16 protein-coding genes are annotated in these 20,223 nt (G+C 63.9%); 8 read left to right on the top strand and 8 right to left on the bottom strand.

Annotated features, from left to right (window positions below):
- Positions 1 to 47: 47 nt before the first annotated feature.
- From K1177_RS17785 to K1177_RS17755, 7 genes are all read right to left on the bottom strand, one after another.
- A complete protein-coding gene (locus K1177_RS17785) occupies positions 48 to 2,060 on the bottom strand; it encodes a beta-N-acetylhexosaminidase (RefSeq protein ID WP_224705508.1) in 2,013 nt (670 codons plus the stop codon).
- Positions 2,061 to 2,202: 142 nt separating this feature from the next.
- On the bottom strand, positions 2,203 to 3,069 hold the full coding sequence (locus K1177_RS17780; RefSeq protein ID WP_224705506.1) for a MurR/RpiR family transcriptional regulator: 867 nt from the start codon (positions 3,067 to 3,069) through the stop codon (positions 2,203 to 2,205).
- Between the two features lie 32 nt (positions 3,070 to 3,101).
- The gene (locus tag K1177_RS17775; RefSeq protein ID WP_224705503.1) at positions 3,102 to 4,178 is read right to left on the bottom strand and encodes an ABC transporter ATP-binding protein; all 1,077 of its coding nucleotides are present in this window, start codon (positions 4,176 to 4,178) and stop codon (positions 3,102 to 3,104) included.
- Positions 4,179 to 4,395: 217 nt separating this feature from the next.
- Positions 4,396 to 5,613 carry an extracellular solute-binding protein gene (locus tag K1177_RS17770; RefSeq protein WP_224705501.1) on the bottom strand — a complete coding sequence of 406 codons (1,218 nt, stop codon included), beginning with the start codon at positions 5,611 to 5,613 and terminating at the stop codon, positions 4,396 to 4,398.
- A gap of 86 nt (positions 5,614 to 5,699) precedes the next feature.
- Positions 5,700 to 6,542: a carbohydrate ABC transporter permease gene (locus K1177_RS17765; RefSeq protein ID WP_224705856.1), complete on the bottom strand. Its 843-nt coding sequence runs from the start codon at positions 6,540 to 6,542 to the stop codon at positions 5,700 to 5,702.
- Between the two features lie 92 nt (positions 6,543 to 6,634).
- Positions 6,635 to 7,522: a carbohydrate ABC transporter permease gene (locus tag K1177_RS17760; RefSeq protein WP_224705493.1), complete on the bottom strand. Its 888-nt coding sequence runs from the start codon at positions 7,520 to 7,522 to the stop codon at positions 6,635 to 6,637.
- A 14-nt stretch (positions 7,523 to 7,536) separates the two neighbouring features.
- On the bottom strand, positions 7,537 to 8,691 hold the full coding sequence (locus tag K1177_RS17755; RefSeq protein WP_224705492.1) for a Gfo/Idh/MocA family protein: 1,155 nt from the start codon (positions 8,689 to 8,691) through the stop codon (positions 7,537 to 7,539).
- A 395-nt stretch (positions 8,692 to 9,086) separates the two neighbouring features.
- Here K1177_RS17755 and K1177_RS17750 point away from each other — a divergent pair, with 395 nt between their 5' ends.
- From K1177_RS17750 to K1177_RS17740, 3 genes are all read left to right on the top strand, one after another.
- The gene (locus tag K1177_RS17750) at positions 9,087 to 9,563 is read left to right on the top strand and encodes a hypothetical protein (RefSeq protein ID WP_224705490.1); all 477 of its coding nucleotides are present in this window, start codon (positions 9,087 to 9,089) and stop codon (positions 9,561 to 9,563) included.
- A 185-nt stretch (positions 9,564 to 9,748) separates the two neighbouring features.
- Positions 9,749 to 10,942, top strand: coding sequence for an MFS transporter (locus K1177_RS17745; RefSeq protein WP_224705488.1), 1,194 nt, complete (start codon positions 9,749 to 9,751; stop codon positions 10,940 to 10,942).
- Positions 10,942 to 12,375 (top strand): M81 family metallopeptidase, encoded by a 1,434-nt coding sequence (locus tag K1177_RS17740; RefSeq protein ID WP_224705486.1) that lies wholly within the window; start codon positions 10,942 to 10,944, stop codon positions 12,373 to 12,375. The genes K1177_RS17745 and K1177_RS17740 overlap by 1 nt, the downstream gene beginning before the upstream one ends.
- Before the next feature lie 38 nt (positions 12,376 to 12,413).
- Here K1177_RS17740 and K1177_RS17735 read toward each other — a convergent pair whose 3' ends face one another.
- Positions 12,414 to 13,466: a LacI family DNA-binding transcriptional regulator gene (locus tag K1177_RS17735; RefSeq protein WP_224705476.1), complete on the bottom strand. Its 1,053-nt coding sequence runs from the start codon at positions 13,464 to 13,466 to the stop codon at positions 12,414 to 12,416.
- Between the two features lie 158 nt (positions 13,467 to 13,624).
- Between K1177_RS17735 and K1177_RS17730 the strand changes: the two genes are divergently transcribed.
- The 5 genes from K1177_RS17730 (at position 13,625) to K1177_RS17710 (ending at position 20,218) form a co-directional block, all read left to right on the top strand.
- Positions 13,625 to 15,985 (top strand): alpha-L-rhamnosidase, encoded by a 2,361-nt coding sequence (locus K1177_RS17730; RefSeq protein WP_224705854.1) that lies wholly within the window; start codon positions 13,625 to 13,627, stop codon positions 15,983 to 15,985.
- A gap of 37 nt (positions 15,986 to 16,022) precedes the next feature.
- Positions 16,023 to 17,312: an ABC transporter substrate-binding protein gene (locus K1177_RS17725; RefSeq protein ID WP_224705474.1), complete on the top strand. Its 1,290-nt coding sequence runs from the start codon at positions 16,023 to 16,025 to the stop codon at positions 17,310 to 17,312.
- Positions 17,313 to 17,387: 75 nt separating this feature from the next.
- Positions 17,388 to 18,272 (top strand): carbohydrate ABC transporter permease, encoded by an 885-nt coding sequence (locus K1177_RS17720; protein WP_224705466.1) that lies wholly within the window; start codon positions 17,388 to 17,390, stop codon positions 18,270 to 18,272.
- Positions 18,269 to 19,096 (top strand): carbohydrate ABC transporter permease, encoded by an 828-nt coding sequence (locus tag K1177_RS17715; RefSeq protein ID WP_224705464.1) that lies wholly within the window; start codon positions 18,269 to 18,271, stop codon positions 19,094 to 19,096. The genes K1177_RS17720 and K1177_RS17715 overlap by 4 nt, the downstream gene beginning before the upstream one ends.
- A 36-nt stretch (positions 19,097 to 19,132) precedes the next feature.
- Complete coding sequence (locus K1177_RS17710; protein WP_224705462.1) at positions 19,133 to 20,218, top strand: ABC transporter ATP-binding protein; 1,086 nt, start codon at positions 19,133 to 19,135, stop codon at positions 20,216 to 20,218.
- Positions 20,219 to 20,223 lie beyond the last annotated feature (5 nt).

The following is a 20,223-nucleotide window of genomic DNA, read 5'->3' as shown; positions in this document are numbered from 1 at the left end:
GTTTTGTAACGGGGCCTTTTTGCATCGCGCAGTTGGGTCGTTGACGGTCAATCGGCCGCCCAGTGGCCATAGAGAATGGGCATGGTGCCGACCAGCGCCTTGAAGCGATCCCAGCTCTTGCGCTCGGGGAGCGTCCAGCCGGCTTCGGCGATGGCCGACAGGCGCGGGAAGACCAGACGGTCGAAAATGGCGCGGTCGGTCATGGACTCGCTCCAGATGCAGGCCTGGATGCCGAGCAGGTGTTTGAGGCCCTGTTCGGAGAAGCCGGCGCGGGCCTCGAACTCATAGGTCTCCTGCGGGCCGGACCAGCCGGCCCAGCCGGCGCCCGGCTCGGTCCATTGCACGCCATTGGCCATATCGAGGTAGTAGCGCTGGCCGGGGGAGACGACGATGTCGAAGCCGCGCTCGGCGAGGGCCGCGTTGATCTCGACATTGCGCCAGCCGATGACGAAGGCCTTGGTCTTGTCGACGGCGTCGCCATGGGCCGCCTCTTCCCAGCCGCCGGTGATGGCGCCCTTGGAAGCGATATAGTCATGCACGCGCCGGATGAAGGCGGCCTGGATGAGCGCGGTGGGCGAGCCCTCGATCTCATCGGCGCCGTGATGGTTGCCGAGCTGGTTGAACTGCTTCTCGTGCTTGCGGCGCATTTCGGGACCACCGAGGCGTTCGATCATGTCGAGCGCCAGGGGCGAACCGGACCAGGCCGCCAGAGGCACTTCGTCGGCACCGAGATGGAAGATGCCGGCCGGGAACAGCTCCAGCACTTCGTCCACAATGGTCTCGACGAAGCGATAGACCGGCTCATGGGCCGGGTTGAGGCTGTTGTTGGGGAAGCCCTGCACCGACTGGTATTCGCCGGTTTCTTGTGGGTCGCGCAGCTCGGGCAGAGCCTGCAGCGCGGCATAGAAATGGCCGGGCATGTCGATCTCGGGAATGACTGCAATCGCCAGACTATCGGCCAGCGCCACGATCTGGCGGACGGCCGCCTTGGTGTAATAGCCGCCGGTGGGCTGGGGGCCCGAACCCAGCAGCGGCGGCAGCGCCTTGCCATGGCCGCGCCAGGCCGCAATCTCGGTGAGCTGCGGATAGGCGTCGATCTCCAGGCGCCAGGCTTCGTCTTCGCTTAAGTGCCAATGGAACTTGTTGAGCTTGTTCCAGGCCATGATCTTGAGGAAGCGGCTGACTTCGGCGGTGGTGTAGAACTGACGCGCCACGTCGAGATGGCTGCCACGATAGGCAAAGCCGGGCGCGTCGGTGATGACACCGCCGGTGGGGAAGACGAAGGTCTGCGGGTGCAGCCGCGCGCCGCGCAGGATCTGGCCCAGGGTGATCAGACCATAGACCATGCCCTGGCGGGTGGTGGCGGCGACCGTGGCGGCGTTTTCGGCAAAGCTCAGCTCATAGGCTTCATCACCCAGGCCCGGCTTGTGCGAGATGGCGACGGGCATGCCACCCTCGGCCGAAGGGCGCACCAGCGCCTCGACCGGGAAGAGATCATCGACCAGGCCAGCAAAGGCAGCCGCGGCGCGGCCGGCGTCATTACCCTCGGGCTTGAGATCGAGGCCGGGCGGGGCAATGCGGGCGCCAGTGGTGGCCACCGACTGCGGCCAGGGAATGATGGAGACGGCGACCGGCGCCTTGGCCGGAACCGGGAAACGGGCAGCACCCTTGAGCAGCGGCGCATTGTTGCCCTTGCCGCGCGTGGGGGCGGTGGCCAGCGGGATGATGCTGCCGTCGCTCAGCACGACATAGGCGGCGTTGGCGCCATCACTCCAATGGCGCAGGCCATAGGACAGGCCGCGGGCCACGGCGGTCCATGTCGCGCCGGGTTCGAGGACGAAGCCTTCGGGCGGCGCGATCAGGGTGTGATTGGACAGGCGGCGCAGCAGCACGCCGTTTTCCAGCGTGGCATGGGGATCGATGCGGGCCGGACCGGAAAAGCCGAGCTGGAAGTCACTGACAGGGGTGTCGCCGGTATTGGTCAGCTCGATGCCATAGCCGAGCGGCTCATCGGCGGTGGCCGGAGACCAGGTGGTGACGAAAGAGAAGGACATGGGCATGGATGGTCTCGTTGGTGATTGCTGGCTTGGCGGGTACGGGGGCAAAACTGTCGACCCCCACCCTCGACCCCTCCCCTCAAGGGGGAGGGAAGGCTGACTGGTGGTTCTTGGCAGAGGTCAGGGTGACGGATGGCTTGGTGGGCTAATCCCCCAGGGGCTGGCCATCGTCGCCGTCGCGGTTGACGACCAGCTGGTGCTTGATGCGGCGCATGGCGGCGACGGCGGGTGGGCCGAGACGCGTGGCCACGGTCTGGGCCAGCACGTCGACGGTGGCCAGGAAAGCATAGCGGCCCGGGGTGGGGCGCAGGATGTCGGAATTCTCGTGCCAATTGACCGGCAGCAAGATGTCGGACTGCGCCGAGACCAGCGAGGCCGAGCGGGTGACGACGATGCGGGTCAGCCCGTATTCGCCGGCCACGGCCAGGGTCTTGGCCAGCTGGGCATTGTTGCCCGAGAGCGAAAAGGCGACGATGACCGTGCCGGCCGGCGCGGCAGCGGCGCGCATCATCTGCAGCTGATGGTCATCGGTGGAGGCCACCTTGAGGCCCAGGCGGAACAGGCGCGCCTCGACCTCGCCAGCCATCATCGATGATGCACCGCCCGAGCCGAAGGCCAGCACGAAGCTGGATTTGACCAGGCTCTCGGCCGCGCGCTCCACGGCGGCGAAATCGAGGTGATCAAAGGTTTCGTAGATGATCGACTGGATGCCGTTGACGACGCCCTGGGCAATCTCGTGCACGCTCGAGGGCCCGGCAGCCGGCGCAAAATAGCGCTGGCCGACAAAGCGGGACTGGGCCAGGCGCACCTTGAAATCAGCATAGGAGTCGCAGCCCAGCCGCCGGCAGAAGCGGGTGACGGTCGGCGGGGAGACATCGGCCTGGGCGGCCAGATCGACGATGGACAGCTTGAGCGCGGCCTCGACGTCGGCCAGGACGATCTCGGTCAGCGCGCGCTCGGAACGGGTGAACTCGTTCTTTTCGGTCTGCAGCAGTCCAACGATGTCCAGCATGTCCACATCTCCTCCACCGTGCGGGTTGGCGGTCAGTAGATCGCCAGACCCGCCGAGTCGAACAGATGAACCTGATCGAGATTGAAACCGATCGGCGCCGTGACGCCCTCGCTGATGTCCGGCGCGCCTTCAAACAGGGCAATGAAGCTCTCGCCGGCCGGCAGGCTGGAATAGGCCACGGTGTGAATGCCCAGATGTTCCACGATGTTGGGGGAGACATTGAGCATGAAGTCGCTCTGGCCCAGGTTGAGGTGTTCCGGGCGGATGCCCAGGGTCACCTTTTCACCCACGGGGCGCGTGGCGCTGCGCGGCAGGGCAATGGTACCCAGAGCGCCCAGGTCGAGCGTGATGGTGGTGCCATCAGCGGCCGAAACCGTGCCCGAGATGAAGTTCATCTTGGGGCTGCCGATGAAGCCGGCCACGAACAGGTTGTCGGGCTTGTGGTAAAGCTCGAGCGGGGAGCCGACCTGGGAAATCTGGCCGGCATCGAGCACCACGATCTTGTCGGCCATGGTCATGGCTTCGACCTGATCATGGGTCACATAGATCATGGTGGTGCCCAGGCGCTTGTGCAGCTCCATCAGCTCGATGCGCATTTCGGAGCGCAATGCGGCGTCCAGGTTGGACAGCGGCTCGTCGAACAGGAAAATCTTGGGTTCGCGCACGATGGCGCGGCCGATGGCAACGCGCTGGCGCTGGCCGCCCGAGAGCTGACCGGGCCGGTGCTGCAGGCGCGGCTCAAGCTGCAGCACGCGTGCGGCGGCGTGGACGCGGGTGTTGACCTCGTCATTGGCCAGGCGCTCGACGCGGAGAGGGAAGGCGATGTTCTCAAACACCGTCATATGCGGATAGAGCGCGTAGCTCTGGAACACCATGGCAATGCCGCGCTCGACGGGCGCGAGATCGTTGACGACCTTGCCGCCGATCTCGATTTCGCCGGCCGAGACATCCTCGAGGCCAGCAATCATGCGCAGTAGGGTGGACTTGCCACAGCCGGACGGGCCGACGAAGACAACGAATTCACCTTCGGACACGTCCAGATCGATGCCCTTGATGATGCGGGCCTCGTTGAAGGATTTTTCCAGGCGCTTGAGGCTGAGCTGGGACATCGTCGTTCTCCGGTCGGCGGGACTTGATACCCGCGGGCAGGCATTGGGGCTTGGGGGTGGCCGCCGCTCGATGGAGCGACGGCCGAGTTGTCGGGAGAGAGGGTTGGGGTGAGGGATTCAGCGCGGTGGCGCCGTCGCGGATGAAACCGCAATTGTGAACCCCTCACCCGACCCTTTCGGGTCGACCGCTCCCCTCAGGGGAGAGGTGACTGTGATCTTACTTGTACTGCTCGAGTTCGCCGGCAGCCTTGGTGAGGGCGGCAGCGGGCTCGGCCTGGCCGGTCACGACGGACTGGACCAGCTCGATCATCACGTTCTGCAGGCCGACATAGTCGGTCAGCAGGGGCTCGGGACCACCGAATTCGATGCCGTCCAGGAAGGGCTTCCAGTAGGGCTTTTCGGCGAGCAGCGCATCGACGTGGACCGGACGCAGCGGGGTCAGGCCCTGCGAGATGTCATATTCCCACTGGCGCTCGGGCGCGGTCAGGAACTTGGCGAACTCGATTGCCTTGTCCTCGACGCCGGTGCCCTTGAAGACGGCCAGCGAGTCGGTGATCAGCAGGGTGCCGGGACCCTTGGCATCCGGACCGGTCGGCAGCGGGGCAACGCCCCAGTTCATGCCGGCTTCTTCGGCGCGGTTGGCAGCGCCAGCCGAGGCTTCGATCATGGCAACGCCGCCGTCCAGCCAGATGGCGCGGACTTCGTTCTGCTCGTAAGCGGTCGGGCCTTCTTCCGAATAGGGAACGATGTCCTTGACCGCCTGCAGCGCAGCCAGGTTCTGCGGGCTGTCGAGCACGATGTTGCCGTCAGCGTCGATGACCTGACCGTTGTTGGTGTACACCCAGTGGAGGAACTGGTGCATGGTGTTGTCGAAGGTCTTGGCAACCAGGCCATAGCCGGCAGCGTCGGTCTTCTCGGTGATCTGCTTGGCGAAAGCGATCTTTTCTTCCCAGGTCTTGGGCGGGGTTTCCGGATCCAGGCCAGCGGCCTCGAACAGGTCCTTGTTCCAGAACAGCGCCTTGGTGGAGAAGGCCACCGGGATGCCCCACTGGGTGCCGTCGAAGGTCACGGTGTCGGGAACGAAGTTGTAGTAGGCGGCCTTTTCCTCATCGGTCATCGGCACGGGAACGATCAGATCGTTCTCAGCGAACTGCTTGAGCGTGCGCGAACCGACGTAGGCCAGGGCGACCGGCGTGCCGGCGGCAGCCAGCGTGGTCACCTTGTCCTGGCACTGGCCCCAGCCGACCACTTCGGTGGCGATCTTGTAGTCAGGGTTAGCCTTGTCCCACTCGTCAATGTAGCCCTGGTACAGCGGTTCGATGGCGTCACCGCACAGGATGAAGCTGATTTCTTCAGCCTGGGTAACGGCCGTGAAGGCGGTCGTGCTGGAGAGCGCCGCCAGAGACGCCAGAACCAGTTTTGTCGTTGTTCTCATATTGTAGTCTCCCTTGTCTGCGCCTTTGGGGATGGCGCTCCCAACGGCCCGGATCCCAGATCCGCGCCGAATTCAATATGGCCGGTCTATTGCTTGATCGCCCCCGCGGTCAGCCCGGCAACGAGATAGCGCTGCAAGAACACGATCACGATCATGACTGGCAGGATGCCCACGAAGGACGCCGCCATCAGCTCGTTCCAGATCACCTCCTGCTTGCCGAAGAAGGCGAACAGCCCGATCGGCAGCGGCATGAACTCGGTCTTGGAGTTGAAGGTCAGCGCGAAGATGAACTGCTGCGCATAGGCGCCAATGAAGGTCATGATGGCGACCACCACGATGCCCGGCATGGCCAGCGGCAGGATGACCCGGCGCAGGGTGTAGAGGCGGGATGCACCATCGACCCATGCGGCCTCGTCCAGCTCGCGCGGAATGCGCAGCATATAGGTGCGCAGCAGCCAGATGGAGGACGGGATGAGAAAGGCGGCGCCTGGCACGATCATGGCCCAATAGGTGTTGAGCAGGCCCATCGAGCGCATCAGGCGGAACAACGGGATGAGCAGCACGGCGCCCGAGAACATGTTCACCGCCAGGAAGCCACCGAGCATGACATTGGCGCCCGAGAAGCTGAAGCGGGCGAAGGCATAGGCCGCCGGCACCACGATGACCACGACGATGGCGGTGACGACAGTGGAGATGAAGAAGGAGTTGAAAATGTGCATGCCCAGCATGGGGACCGACGTCCACATGTTGATATAGGCGTCGAACGAGCCGTTCTTGGGGATGAAGCTGTAGGGCGTGGAGAACAGCTGCGCCAAGGGCTTGAGCGAGACCAGGAAGCCTTCGATGAAGGGCGCCAGCACGAAGAACAGGAACACGGCAATGCCGGCATAAAGGCTCGCCACCTCATACCATTTGTAGCGGTCGATCATCGGCTTGGACGAGCGCGACTTCGCCTTGGGCGCTGCCTTGGATATGGCGCCTGTTTCGACGGCGACGGGCGCGGCGGTGCGGGCAAGTTGGCTCATTTGGCTTCTCCCTGCGACAGTTTCCGGACGGCACGGAAGTAGACGATGCAGAAGATGGACACGAAGATGCAGATGACCACGGCGCGGGCGGCGCCTTCGCCATATTTGCGGCTGCCGATGGCGGTCTTGAACGTATCGATGATCATCGTGGTGGTGGAACCGGACGGGCCGCCCTGGGTCAGGATCCAGATGATGTCGAAGGAATTGAAGGTGGCGATGAGGCTGAGCAGGCTCATGGTGATGATGGCGGGCACCATCATGGGCAGGGTGATGCGGCGCCAGCGATAGAAGCGGCCTGCCCCATCGGTCCAGGCGGCCTCGTAGAGATCCTTGGGGATCGACTGCATGGCGGCCAGGAAATAGATGGTGACCATGGGGACGCCGATCCAGACGTCGGTGATGATGGTGGCCCAGAAGGCGGTGTCCCCATAGGCGAGCCAGGCGACGGGCCCATTGGTGATGCCGAAGTTCTGCAGCAGCCCGGAAATCATGCCGAATTGGCCATTGTACATCCAGCCCCACATGAAGATGCCGATGGCCATGGGCACGATCCAGGGCGGCATGGTGAGGATGCGGAACACGGTCTGGCCGGGAATGGCGGCATTGAGCATGACGGCGCCGGCCATGCCGATCACCATCTTGAAGCTCACCGAAAAGAAGGTCCACACGAAGGTGCGCAGGATCACCTCGGTGAAATTACCGGCGGTGAAGATGCGCTGGTAATTGGCCCAGCCGACCCAGTCATAGGTTGGCTTGAGGGCGGCATTGGTGAACGACAGCACGATGGTGTCGAACAGGGGATAGGCGACGATGACCAGGATGTAGACCAGCGCGGGGGCCAGCAATGCGAGAGCAAAAAGGACGGCGCTTCTGTTGCTGGTCATTGGCCTGTTCTCCTTCAGCCGGCTCGCCCGAGGGCGCTATCGAACTGCTGCCAGATGGGGGTCATGTCGATGACCGTCTTGGTGCGCATCGCCTCGTCCATGGTCAGCGCCAGGAGCCCGGCCTCGAGCGCGTCGGTGACCGATACCGGCAGGGGCACACCCTCCAGCACATGCTTGAGGATATCCTCGGCCATCTGCTCGTCGGCGCCATAGTGCTGGCTGAGCTCGCTCATCTTGTAGGTGGTGTCGATCAGCCGGTCGGAGGTGCGGCTATCGGTGACGCGCAGGAAATTGCGGATGAAGTCGCCTTCGGCCATGCCCTTGGCACCCAGGACCGCGAAACGGCGGAAATCGTCGGGGACATTGAGATTGGTGTGGAAGGTCAGCGCCGCGCCATTTTCGTACTGCACCATGGCGGTCTGGAAATCGATGATGTCGCCATCGCTGTCGAACACCTTGTCGCTGCCCTGCCAGCCGCTGGGCTTGCGATGATAGACTTCCATGTCGTTGATGCCGACATTGGCGGGCGCATTGGCGGGAATGAAGGTGCGGCGACCGCCGAAGCTGGACACATACTGCGGGCGGCAGCCCATGACGCCATTGTAGAGGTCTAGATCGTGGCAGCACTTCTCGAGCATGAAGCTGCCCGAATAGCGCTCGTAGCGGCGCCAGTCGCGCATGAAGAAGGCGCCGTGATAGGGCGGAATGTGCTCGGAGGCCTCGATGGAGGTGATGTCGCCCAGATGCCCCTCGGCCTGAGCCTTGCGCAGATCGACATAGAGCGGCGCATAGCGCAGCACCAGGCCGACCATGACATTGTCCGAGCCATATTGAGCAATCAACCTGGCCAGAGCCATAGTGTCCTCGACCGAGGTGACCACCGGCTTCTCGGTGAAAATCTTCAGGCCGCGCTCAAGGCCGATGCGGATGTGATCGAGATGGAGGTGGTTGGGCGAACCAACCATGAGCAGATCAAGCTTCTCGCTGTCGAGCATGGCTTCAAGCGAGTCAAATTGGGTGCCGAGCGACACGCCATGCTGGGTGGCATAGGGCAGGCCGGCAGGCGCGGGATCGACATAGCCGGCGATGGAAAAATCGCTGCGCGCGGCGGAAAACACCCGCGCCAGATAGCCAAGACGATACCCAAGGCCAATGATACCAACCCGCATAGTCCGCCCGTTACCCTGTCTCTGAAGCCGCCAACCTCTACCGGGTCAGTCGGTGCTTTTTGTAAACGATTTTCAAGATTAGGATCGTTCTGAAAGCAATGTCAACACGAATCCGACACAATAACAATACCAATATAAGCCACTTTCGCACTTTGCCCAAACGGGCGCCATTTTGCCAAATTTCTAGGCGTTTCCGGTGGTTTTGACGCTTAGGGCTTGTGGACAAACCCGCCAAAAGCGGGCAGCATGTTGCAATTGGTATTCATCTGGCCTCACCTTTCCCCCTGCCGTGGAACAACAACTCTGAAAATCGCAAACAGAGGGGGCGGCAACCGGCGCAGATCACACCAGGCGCAGCCAGAGCCAGCAGCAACACTTTACCTGACGAGAGTTTCATGAGCCGGACGAACCCCTTTCCCAATGATCCCGACCGCAGCGCCATCTGGACCATGCTGGTGGAGCGCGACATCGCCGCCTTCGTTGCCGCGGACTGGTCACAAGTGGATGGCGACTTCATCAAGGAGGGCTTCCTGGGCATCAACGGCGGCAAGTCCGGCAATCCGGACGACTGGAAGATCAGCTTCCCGACGCTTGAGGCCTATCGTGACGACTGGATCCGCCAGGCCCGGGAAAGCCAGGCGCTGGAATATGCCGAAGATGTGCTGGAAGGCATTCACCGCGCCACTTCGCTGACCGAGATCGAGATCAATGGCGACATCGCCATCGCGCACAAGAAGTTCGACGGTGAGATCGCCCTCAAGAACGGCGGCAAGGATGTGCTGCACTGGCAGACGCTCTACTTCTGCCGCAAGGTCGATGGCGTCTGGAAGCTGACCGGCTTTGCCGGCTACCTGCCCTATTCCATGGGCTGAGTGCCGCCCAGACCACGATGTCCCCCCGGCCTCGGGCCGGGATGACACCGAGTGTGTGGGGCACATGCGGCCCACGGCAGAAGCGGCAACGCTGAACCCCTCACCCGGCGCTGCGCGCCGACCTCTCCCCCCAGGGGAGAGGTCATCCGGAGCCGACAATCTCTTTGAGGATGATCCGAGCAAAGATGTCTCTTCTCACCCCGCAGCGCCTGACCATGATGGTGTTCTTCCTGCAGCCGATTGCCTTCGGCTCCTGGTTGCCACGCATTGGCGATGTGCAGCTTTCGCTTGGACTGGGACCATCCGGGCTGGCGCTGGCGCTGCTGGGCCTGCCCTGCGGCACCTTGCTGACATTGCCCTTTGCCGGACCGCTGGTGGGCCGGATCGGCCCGCGCGCGGCGATCCTTATCGGCTATGTGCTCTATACGCTGGCCATGTGCCTGCCGGCGCTGGCCCCTGACCCGACGCTGCTGTTTGTGGCGCTGATGCTGGCCGGTTCGACGATCTCCTTTGTCGAACTCGGGCTCAACGTGCAGGCAGACGCCGTCGAGAAGGCGACCGGTACGGTCATCATGACGACCGCCCATGGCTGCTGGTCGGTGGGCATCATGGCGGGAAGTCTTGTCGGCTCAGGCATGGCAGCGATCGGGCTCGCGCCGCAACTGGCCATTCCCCTGGTGGGGGTGTGCATCCTGCCACTGGCCCTGTTGGCGGCGAGCCGGTTGCCGCCGCCTGCGCCCGAACCGGCACTTGAGTCAAAGACCGAGCGCCCGCGCTGGACGCCGCCCAGCTGGGCGCTGCTGGGCATCTGCTGCTTTGTGTTCGGAATCACCATGACCGAGGGCGCGATGGCGGACTGGTCGGCCATTTTCCTCCGCGACGCGCTGGCGGCCGATGCCGGAACCGTGGGGCTTGGCTATGCCGTGTTTGCTGCCTTGGTGGCGGCGGGGCGGTTTGGCGGCGATAGCCTCAAGCGTCGTTTCGGGGCCGTTGTGACTGCTCGGATCTGTGGCGTGCTGGCCGTGCTGGGCGCTGGCCTGCTTTATGTCGCGCCGACTGTGCCGGTGGCCCTGTTGGGATTTGCCACGATCGGTATCGGCGTGTCGGTGGGGTTTCCCCTGGCCGTGACGGCCGCTGCCGCCCTGACCGATCGCAGCGCGGCATCCAATGTGGCTGTGCTGAGCTTTGTGGCCCTGCTCGGCTTTCTGGTCGGCCCGCCGGTCATCGGCTTTGTGGCCGAACACACCGATATAAGGTTGGGCATCGCCTGCCTCGTGCCGGTGCTGATCGCCAGCCTGGCGTTGACCAAGCGGCTCGATCCGGCGCGTGGGCGTCGGCTCGACCATAATCCCCAATCCGATATTGCTGGAGTACTCTGATGCGCATTGCTGTTGCTGGCCTGCATACCGAATGCAGCACCTATAATCCCGTGCTGGCCCGCGAGGCCGATTTCCGCGTGCTGCGTGGCCCCGCCATGCTCAAGGATGCCTATTTCGATTTCCTGACGCATTTTCCGGCCGAGTTCGTCACCGTGCTGCACGCCCGCGCCATTGCCGGCGGGCCGGTGGAGCAGGCACTCTATGCCCGCTGGAAAAGCGAAATCCTTGATGGCATCAAGGCCGCGCTGCCGCTCGATGGCGTGTATCTGGCCATGCATGGCGCGATGTTCGTGGAAGGCATGCACGATGCCGAGGGCGATTTCATCAGCGCGGTGCGCGCGCTGGTGGGGCCCGACGTGCTGATTGCCGCCAGCTATGATTTGCACGGCAATGTCAGCCAGACCATTGTGGACAGCCTCGACATCTTCTCCACCTATCGCACGGCGCCGCATATCGATGTGCCCGACACCATGCGGCGCGCCGTGACCATGCTGGTGCGCGCGCTGCGCACGGGCCAGCGTCCGGCCGTGGCCTGGGCACCCGTGCCGGTGCTGCTGCCGGGCGAACGCACCAGCACGCAGGACGAGCCGGCGCGCAGCTTCTACACCCAGTTGCAGGCCGTGGAAGACCCCACGGGCATCTGGGATGCGTCCTTCCAGGTGGGTTATGTCTGGGCCGACGAGCCGCGCGCCACGGCCTGTGCCGTGGTGACCGGGACGGACCGCAACGCCATGGCGGCTGCGGCGCGGCATCTGGCGCAGGACTATTGGGACATTCGCGAGCAGTTCGTGTTTGGCACCAAGACCGGCAGCATCGAGGAGTGCGTCGACTGGGCGATCGAGGCGGAGACAGCGCCGGTGGTGCTGGCGGAATCGGGCGACAACCCCACCGGCGGTGGTGTGGGCGACCGCGCCGAAGTGCTGGCCGAATTGATGGCCAATGACGCGCAAGGGGTGATCTTTGCCGGTATTGCCGACAAGCCGGCGACCGAGGCGGCCTATGCGGCGGGCGTCGGTGCCACGGTCGAGCTCAGCATCGGCGGCACGCTCGACCCATCCAGCAGTGTCGTGGAAACCGAGGCCGAGGTCATCTTCCTGCTCGAGACCGAGGACGCGCATCTGCGCGAGGCCGTGGTGCGCATCGGCGGTATCGACCTGGTCCTGACGGCGCGGCGGCGACCGTTCCACAATCTGGTGGACTTCAAGAAGCTCGGGCTCGATCCCAAGGCGGCGCGCATCGTGGTGGTCAAATCGGGCTATCTGTCGCCCGACCTCGGCCCCATCGCCAATCCCAGCCTGATGGCGCTGTCGCCGGGCGTGGTGGACCAGTTTGTCGAGCGGCTGGAGCGCAAGCACAAGAGCGTGCCGCAATATCCGTTCGACAAGGACTTTGCCTGGTCGCCAGAGGTCAAGTGGTCCAAGCTGGCGGGTTGATCAACACCACAGGCGGGCCGGCGGCGTGTCCGGCCCGTTTACTCCGCCTCCGATGTCGCGCTGGCGCTGCCGCGCGCCACGATGCGCGGCGGCACGATGAAGTGCTCGGCGCTCGTGCGGCCGTCGATACGCTCGATCAGCATGCGCGCGGCCTGTAGTCCGAGCAGTTCGCCAGACTGATCGACGCTGGTGAGGCTATTCTGCGCAAGATCACAGAAGATGGTGTTGTCATAGCCGACGATGGCCAGGTCTTCGGGAATGGACAGGCCCATCTCGGTGGCGACGCTAATGGCCTCAAAGGCCATCAAATCGGTCCAGCAGAAGATGGCGTCGGGACGGTTGGCATCGGACAACAGGCGGCGCACGGCAACCTGCACGTCGCGCACGACCTGGCTGGCGCGAACGATGTTGATCGCCTCGCCGCAGCCGAGCTCCATCATCTCGAGGCGGTAGCCGACTTCGCGCTGCTGGATGATCGATGAGGTGGCCGGGGTGAGGCTGAGCATGGCCGGCCTGCGGAAGCCCTTGGCCACCAGATGGCGAACCACCAGGCGTGCGCCGAGCTGGTCATCATTGTTGACCGTATCGAAGGCGTCGCCGCCCCTGTCGTGATGGCCGACCACGACCAGCGGCACGCGCTCGCCGAGATTGATCAGCGCCTGCATGTCGATATTGGGACCGATAACGATCAGCCCATCCATCTGCCGGTCGATCATGGCCTCGATCAGCGCGCTCGAGGTGGTGTTGACCGCGCCCGAGGTGGTGTTGATGCCCTGCATGGCCTGATACTGCGTCCGCTCCAGCGCGGCGTTCACGCCCGAATAGATGTCGGCAAAGAAGGGGTTGCGCAGATCGGGGAAGATCAGCCCGATGGTATAGGTGCGGCCGCGCATGCCGCGCGCCGACGCCCGCGGCCGGTAGTTGAGCTTGGCCATGGAGGCGCGCACTTTTGTCCGCAGCGCGTCGCTGACGCCATAGGCATCGCGCAGCACCTTGGAGACGGCGGCCACCGACACGCCCGCATCCTGGGCAACTTCGCGGATGGTGATGCGCTCGCCCGGGCGGGTGGCGGGGGTGTCTTTTTCGCTCATGGCCCCGAGATATCCTGATTGCTCGAAAACGTCTCGCATCTTTTTGTCGCCGGGCATATTGCCAAGCCGAAGATTTTGTAGAACGATATACGTAGAACAGTCTACAGCCGGATAAACCGGCTCTTTTGGGAGGACTTGGCGTGAACGACGCAGCAGTGATGCATGGCGCATCCACACAGATGGCATCGGTACAGTGGGAAGCGCAGATGGTGCGCCCGCAAAGCGATGCAGGCGTCGGCACCCCATCGTCCTTCCTGCGCAAGAGCTTTACCCTGGCCAATGTCGCCGGCGACGAAACGCTGCGCATCAGCGCGCTGGGCCTCTACATCTGCTTCATCAACGGCAAGCGAGTGGGGCACGATATCCTGACGCCGGGCTGGACCAGCTATGACGTGCGGCTGAGCTACCAGACCTATGCCGTTGCGGACCTGCTGGTGGCGGGCGAGAACACCATCGAGATCTGGCTGGCTGACGGCTGGCTACGCTCGCAGATGATGTGGGGCCAGGCGCCCATCTTCAACACCTGGGGCGACGAGATCGCTGCCATTGCCGAGTTGCGCAGCGGCACGGGCAAACTGCTGCTGGCCACCGACGCCAGCTGGCAGAGCGGCACGCTGCCGATCCTGAAATCAGGCATTTATTTCGGCGAGACCTATGACGCGCGCATCGTGCCGCAGGTGACGGCGGGCAGCGAAGCGATCAGCTTCGACACGGCGCGACTGGTGGCGCATGAAACCACGCCGGTGCAGGAACTGCCCGAACTGGCACCGGTCAAGAGCTGGACCGATGCCGAAGGCCGCACGGTGCATGACTTCGGCCAGAACTGCGGCGGCTATGTTGCCTTTACCGTGCGCGGTGAAGCCGGTGCCCGCGTGACGGTGGAACATGCCGAAATCCTCGACAAGGATGGCGTGTTCTACAATGGCAATCTGCGCACCGCCGAATGCCGCATCGACTATACGCTCAAGGGCGAAGGCGACGAGGCCTATCGGCCGCACTTCACCTTCCAGGGCTTTCGCTATGCGCGCGTGACCATTACCGGCAAGGCCGAGATCAGCAAGATCGCGCTGGTGCCGATCAGCTCGGTGACCGAACTCAAGGCCGGGTTCACCTCGGGCAATGCGCTGGTCAACCGGCTGTTCCTCAACACCGTGTGGTCGCAGCGCTCCAACTTCATCGAAGTGCCCACCGACTGCCCGCAGCGCGACGAGCGCCTGGGCTGGACGGGCGACGCCCAGGTGTTTGCCGGCACGGCCTGCTACCTGGCCGAAACACAGAGCTTCTTCCGTAAGTGGCTGCGCGACGTGATGGCCGACCAGCGCGCCGATGGCGCGGTGCCCCATGTCGTGCCCGATCCGACCCGGCAGAAGCCGGCTAACTATCCCGGCTTTTATGGCAGCACCGGCTGGGGCGATGCCATCGCCGTGGTGCCGTGGCAGGTCTACCTGCACTATGCCGACACCGATGTTCTGGCGGAAACGCTGCCCGCGATGACCAAATGGGTCGACTTCGTCTGGTCGATCAGCGAGGGCCCGATCGTCAAGCCACCGCGCGTCTGGGGCGCCCGCGGCTTCTCGTTCGGCGACTGGCTGCAGCCGAGCGGGCCCAGCGCCAAGCCGCTGCCGACCATCAGCGACGATGCCTCGGCAACGATTTATCTGTTCATCACCTCGACGCTGGTGGCGCGCATTGCCCGCATCGCCGGGGACATTGCGACCGCAGAGCGCCTGGAGGCCATGGCCGGCAAGGTCAAGGCGGCCTTTGGCCATGAATTCATCACGCCATCGGGCCGCGTGGCCGGCGACGACCAGACGTCCTATGCGCTGGCGTTCCTGCATGACCTGATCCCGGCCGACAAGATCGACGGCGCCAAGGCCTATTTCAAGAATGCCATCGCCCGCAGCGATGGCCGCATCGGCACAGGCTTTATCGGCACGCCGGCGCTGTTGCCGGCGCTGGTCAAGATCGGCGAGCTGGGACTAGCGGCTGAAGTGTTCCTGCAGGAAGAGGTGCCCGGCTGGCTCTACCAGGTCAAGATGGGCGCCACGACCATCTGGGAGCGCTGGGACGCCATCCAGGCGGATGGATCGATCTACAATCCGCAGATGAACTCGTACAACCACTATGCCTATGGGGCGGTGTGCCAGTGGCTGCTGGAGGCCGTGGCAGGCTTCCGGCCCGATGCGGATGCGCCGGGCTTCAAGTCGATCATCTTCGAGCCGGTGATCCTGGACGGTTTGTCGCCCGTGAAGGCGCATCACGACAGCCCGGCGGGCACCATTCGCGCCGCCTGGACACTGAACGGCGACAAGGTGGTCTATGACATCGACGTGCCAGAGGGCACACGCGGCACGCTGCGGCTCAACCCGGCCTATCGCGAGGCCACGCTGGACGGCGCAGCGGTGGCCAGCGGCGCCGACCACGCCCTGAGCGCCGGCCAGCATCAGATCACCTTCACCTATGCCGTGCCGAAGCGCCGCGAGGCGATCACGCACAATGCCCATACCCGGACCCCATAACGGGGCCGGTGACCTTACCCAAGGGAGGAGACTACCAATGACACTGAACCTGAAATCGATGGCACTGGCCGGGGTGGGCGCGCTTGCCGTGCTTCTGGCCAGCGGCGCTGCACAGGCGCAGTCGACCACGCTGACGCTTTTGATCGACAACGGCCCGCAGACCGTGCCGGTGTTCGAAGCCTATGTGGCGGCGTTCGAAGCGGCGAACCCCGACATCAATATCGAGATCGAGACCCGTCCGGGTGGCGGCGAAGGCGACAACATCGTCAAGACGCGCCTGGCCACCGGCGCCATGGCCGACATCTTCACCTATAACTCGGGCTCGCTGTTCCAGGCGATCAACCCGCAGCAGAACCTGCTGCCGCTCACCAACGAAGCCTGGCAGGCCAATGTGCAGGACAGCTTCAAGAGCGTGGTGACCTCGGCCGGCGACGTCTATGGCGCACCCTATGCCTCGGCCATGGGTGGCGGCATCCTCTACAACATCCCGCTCTACAAGGAACTTGGCCTGACCCCGCCCAAGACCTGGGATGAGTTCATGGCCAACAACGAGAAGATCAAGGCAGCCGGCAAGGTTGCCGTGATCCAGACCTATGCGGACACCTGGACCAGCCAGCTGTTCGTTCTGGCCGACTTCTACAACGTCATGGCCGCCGTGCCGGACTTTGCCGAAAAGTATACCGCCGGCGAGGCCAAGTATGCGTCCACCCCGGCAGCCCTGCAGGGCTTTGAACGCCTGCAGCAGGTCCACGACGCCGGCTATCTGAACGAAGACTTCGGCGCCGCCAACTACAACGACGGCATCCGCATGGTGGCCACCGGCGAAGGCGCGCACTACCCGATGCTGACCTTTGCGGTTGGCGCCATCGAGGAAATCTCGCCGGGCAATACGGCCAATGTCGGCTTCTTCGCCCAGCCGGGCAACAGCGCCGATGCCAATGGCCTGACCACCTGGATGCCGGACGCTGTCTATATTCCCAAGACCGTCAGCAATGAGGAAGCCGCCAAGAAGTTCGTCGCTTTCGTTGCCAGCCCCGAAGCGTGCGAAGTGCGCAATGCAACGGTGAACCCGACCGGTCCCTACCTGGTCAAGGGCTGCGAACTGCCCGCCGAAGTGCCGCCCGCCGTGTCGGACATGCTGCCGTACTTCGCTGACGGCGGCAACAATGGCCCTGCCCTCGAGTTCCTCTCGCCCATCAAGGGCCCGGCGCTCGAGCAGATCACGGTCGAAGTCGGCTCGGGCATCCGCTCTGCCGCCGATGGCGCTGCGCTCTATGACGAGGACGTGCGCAAGCAGGCCCAGCAGCTCGGCCTTGCCGGCTGGTAAGCCGACGATCCCTTGTTTCGGTTCCGGGCGGCCTGGCTGCCCGGAACTGGCCTTGTTGCATGAGAGGATTTTGCGATGGCCAGTGCCCCCACAACGGCGCGCTCCCGCCCTTCGACCTATCCCGTCTGGTTCTTCTTGCCGGCGGCGATCATCTATAGCGCACTGTTTCTGGCGCCGACCTTCGCCTCGCTCTACTTCAGCCTGACACGGTGGACGCTGTTCAATTCCGTGTTCATCGGCTTTGAGAATTTCGCGCAGTTCTTCCGGGAGCCGTTCCTGATCCAGGGGCTGATGAACACCGTGATGTACGCGGTGGTGACATCGAGCCTGAAGGTGGTGCTCGGCATGGGGCTGGCGCTGCTGCTGACCAGCAATATCATCGCCCGTGGCTACCTGCGCTCGGTGGTGTTCTTTCCGGTGCTGGTGTCGACCGTGGGCGTCGGCATCACCTTTACCGTGCTGATGCATCCCACCCAGGGCATGATCAACCAGGGTCTCGCCCTGATCGGCATCAAGGGACCCGGCTGGCTCACCGACCCGCGCCTGGCGCTCTATTCGGTGGCGCTGGTGGACGTGTGGAAAGGCGTGGGCCTGGCCACGGTCATCTATATCGCCGGGCTCGTTGCCATTCCGCGCGACTATTACGAGGCCGCCCGCATCGACGGGGCCACCGCCTGGCAGAACTTCTGGCATGTCACGCTGCCGCTCAGCCGCCCGGCGACGGCAACCGTCATCACCCTGTCGTTCATCGGCGGCCTGCGCACGTTCGACCTGATCTGGGCCATGACCAAGGGCGGGCCCGGCTTTGCCTCGGACACCGTCGCCTCGGTGATCTACAAGCAATATCAGGCCGGCTTCTATGGCCTGTCGACCGCGGGCAATGTGGTGCTGTTCGTGCTCATCGGCATCATCGTGGTGCCGCTCACCATGTTCCTCAATCGCAAGCAGGGCCACGAATGAAGCGCCGCGCATCCATCATCGGCGGGGTGGCGGCGATCGCCGGTTCCTTTGTCGTCTTCGTCATCCCCTTCATCTTCATCATCCTGATGGCCTTCAAGGACAAGCCGCAGTCTGCACTGCGCGACTTCTCCTGGCCGCAGGGGTTCCACCTGTGGGACAATCTGGTGCAGGTCGTCACGACGCGAAACTGGATGATGATCACCGCGTTCATCAACTCCGCGCTGATCACGGTGATCAGCGTGACGCTATTGGTGGTGCTCGCGGCCATGGTCGGCTTCGTGCTGGCGCGGCGCAAGACCCGCATGAACGGCCTGATCGAGTTCCTGATCCTGGCCGGGCTGATGATCCCGCCGGCCGTGGTGCCGACCATCTGGCTGATGCAGGGCCTCAAGCTGTTCGGCACGCTGCATGGCATGATCCTGATCGAGGTGGCCTATAACCTGCCCTTCTCGATCATCCTCTACCGCGCCTTCGTCGCCACCATCCCGCGCGATCTCGATGAGGCGGCCATCATCGATGGCGCAAGGCCGCTCGATGTGTTCTTCCGCATCATCCTGCCCATGCTCTGGCCGGTGACGGTCACCAATATCGTGGTGCAATCAGTGGGCATCTTCAACGACTTCACCAACCCGCTCTATTACCTGCCGGGAAACCAGAACGCGACGGTGCAGCTGACGCTCTACAATTTCCAGAGCCAGTACAACACGTCCTACAATCTGCTGTTCACCAACATCCTGCTGATCACCGTTCCGCCGCTGATCGTGTTCCTGTTCTTCAACCGGCAGATCGTCGCCGGCATGACGGCAGGCGCCGTCAAGGGCTGACCGGAACACCAATCCAATTCAAGGGAGGGCGGCAAGATGGCCGGACTCGAGTTCAAAGCGCTGCACAAGACCTATGGCTCCGTACCCGTCATCAAGGGCGTTGACCTGAGCGTCGACCACGGGGAGTTCGTTGTGTTCGTGGGGCCCTCAGGCTGCGGGAAATCGACCCTGCTGCGCATGATTGCCGGGCTGGAAGACATCACCTCGGGCGAACTGTGGATCGGCGACAAGCTGTGCAACGACGTCGAGCCGCGCGACCGCGGCATCGCCATGGTGTTCCAGAGCTACGCGCTCTATCCGCATATGACCGTCTATGACAATGTCGGCTTCGGGCTCAAGCTCGCGCGCACCGACAAGGCCGAGCGCGACCGCAAGATCCGCGACGCGGCGCGCATCCTGCAGATGGAGGCCCTGCTCGACCGCAAGCCCAGTCAGCTCTCGGGCGGCCAGCGCCAGCGCGTCGCCATCGGCCGCGCCATCGTGCGCCAGCCCGAGGTGTTCCTGTTCGACGAACCGCTCTCCAACCTTGACGCGGCGCTGCGCGTGGACATGCGCATGGAACTGGCCAAGCTGCACCAGGACCTGGGCGCGACCATGATCTATGTGACGCATGACCAGGTGGAGGCCATGACGCTGGCCGACAAGATCGTGGTGCTCAATGGCGGCGTGGTGCAACAGGTCGGCGCGCCGATCGACCTCTACCAGCGCCCGGCCAATCTGTTTGTTGCCGGCTTCATCGGCTCGCCCAAGATGAACTTTGCCGAAGTGACCGTACAATCGATCGACGGCACCATGGCAACGGTGACCAGCAAGGACATCAGCTCGGTGAGCGTGGCAGCCGACACCAGCCGCATGTCGGTCGGCGATACGCTGACCCTGGGCGTGCGGCCGCACCATCTGACGCTGGACGCCAGCGGCACGCTGGTGGGCGGGGTGAGCCTGGTGGAGCGGCTGGGCAATGAAACCAATGTCAGCCTCAAGCTGCCCTCGGGCGCAACCTGGCTGGTGGTGCTCGATGGCGATCACAATCTGCGCGGCTCGCAGGCGCTGCAACTGGCGGTCGACAGTTCAACGGTGGTGTTGTTCGACAAGACCGGGCAGTCGCTGCTGGCCCCGCGCTAGGCGCG

This window comes from Devosia aquimaris, assembly GCF_020169335.1.
Taxonomy (GTDB): Bacteria; Pseudomonadota; Alphaproteobacteria; order Rhizobiales; family Devosiaceae; genus Devosia; species Devosia aquimaris.
Note: the sequence above shows the minus strand (reverse complement) of the source record. Positions and strands in the feature narration are given on the sequence as shown.

Coding starts and splice junctions, on each gene's coding strand:
- K1177_RS17785 (WP_224705508.1), bottom strand. CDS start 2,060: ATGCCCATGTCCTTCTCTTTCGTCACCACCTGGTCTCCGGCCACCGCC.
- K1177_RS17740 (WP_224705486.1), top strand. CDS start 10,942: ATGCGCATTGCTGTTGCTGGCCTGCATACCGAATGCAGCACCTATAAT.
- K1177_RS17720 (WP_224705466.1), top strand. CDS start 17,388: ATGGCCAGTGCCCCCACAACGGCGCGCTCCCGCCCTTCGACCTATCCC.
- K1177_RS17730 (WP_224705854.1), top strand. CDS start 13,625: ATGCATGGCGCATCCACACAGATGGCATCGGTACAGTGGGAAGCGCAG.
- K1177_RS17775 (WP_224705503.1), bottom strand. CDS start 4,178: ATGTCCCAGCTCAGCCTCAAGCGCCTGGAAAAATCCTTCAACGAGGCC.
- K1177_RS17710 (WP_224705462.1), top strand. CDS start 19,133: ATGGCCGGACTCGAGTTCAAAGCGCTGCACAAGACCTATGGCTCCGTA.
- K1177_RS17780 (WP_224705506.1), bottom strand. CDS start 3,069: ATGCTGGACATCGTTGGACTGCTGCAGACCGAAAAGAACGAGTTCACC.
- K1177_RS17745 (WP_224705488.1), top strand. CDS start 9,749: ATGTCTCTTCTCACCCCGCAGCGCCTGACCATGATGGTGTTCTTCCTG.
- K1177_RS17715 (WP_224705464.1), top strand. CDS start 18,269: ATGAAGCGCCGCGCATCCATCATCGGCGGGGTGGCGGCGATCGCCGGT.
- K1177_RS17725 (WP_224705474.1), top strand. CDS start 16,023: ATGACACTGAACCTGAAATCGATGGCACTGGCCGGGGTGGGCGCGCTT.
- K1177_RS17750 (WP_224705490.1), top strand. CDS start 9,087: ATGAGCCGGACGAACCCCTTTCCCAATGATCCCGACCGCAGCGCCATC.
- K1177_RS17765 (WP_224705856.1), bottom strand. CDS start 6,542: ATGATCGACCGCTACAAATGGTATGAGGTGGCGAGCCTTTATGCCGGC.
- K1177_RS17760 (WP_224705493.1), bottom strand. CDS start 7,522: ATGACCAGCAACAGAAGCGCCGTCCTTTTTGCTCTCGCATTGCTGGCC.
- K1177_RS17770 (WP_224705501.1), bottom strand. CDS start 5,613: ATGAGAACAACGACAAAACTGGTTCTGGCGTCTCTGGCGGCGCTCTCC.
- K1177_RS17735 (WP_224705476.1), bottom strand. CDS start 13,466: ATGAGCGAAAAAGACACCCCCGCCACCCGCCCGGGCGAGCGCATCACC.
- K1177_RS17755 (WP_224705492.1), bottom strand. CDS start 8,691: ATGCGGGTTGGTATCATTGGCCTTGGGTATCGTCTTGGCTATCTGGCG.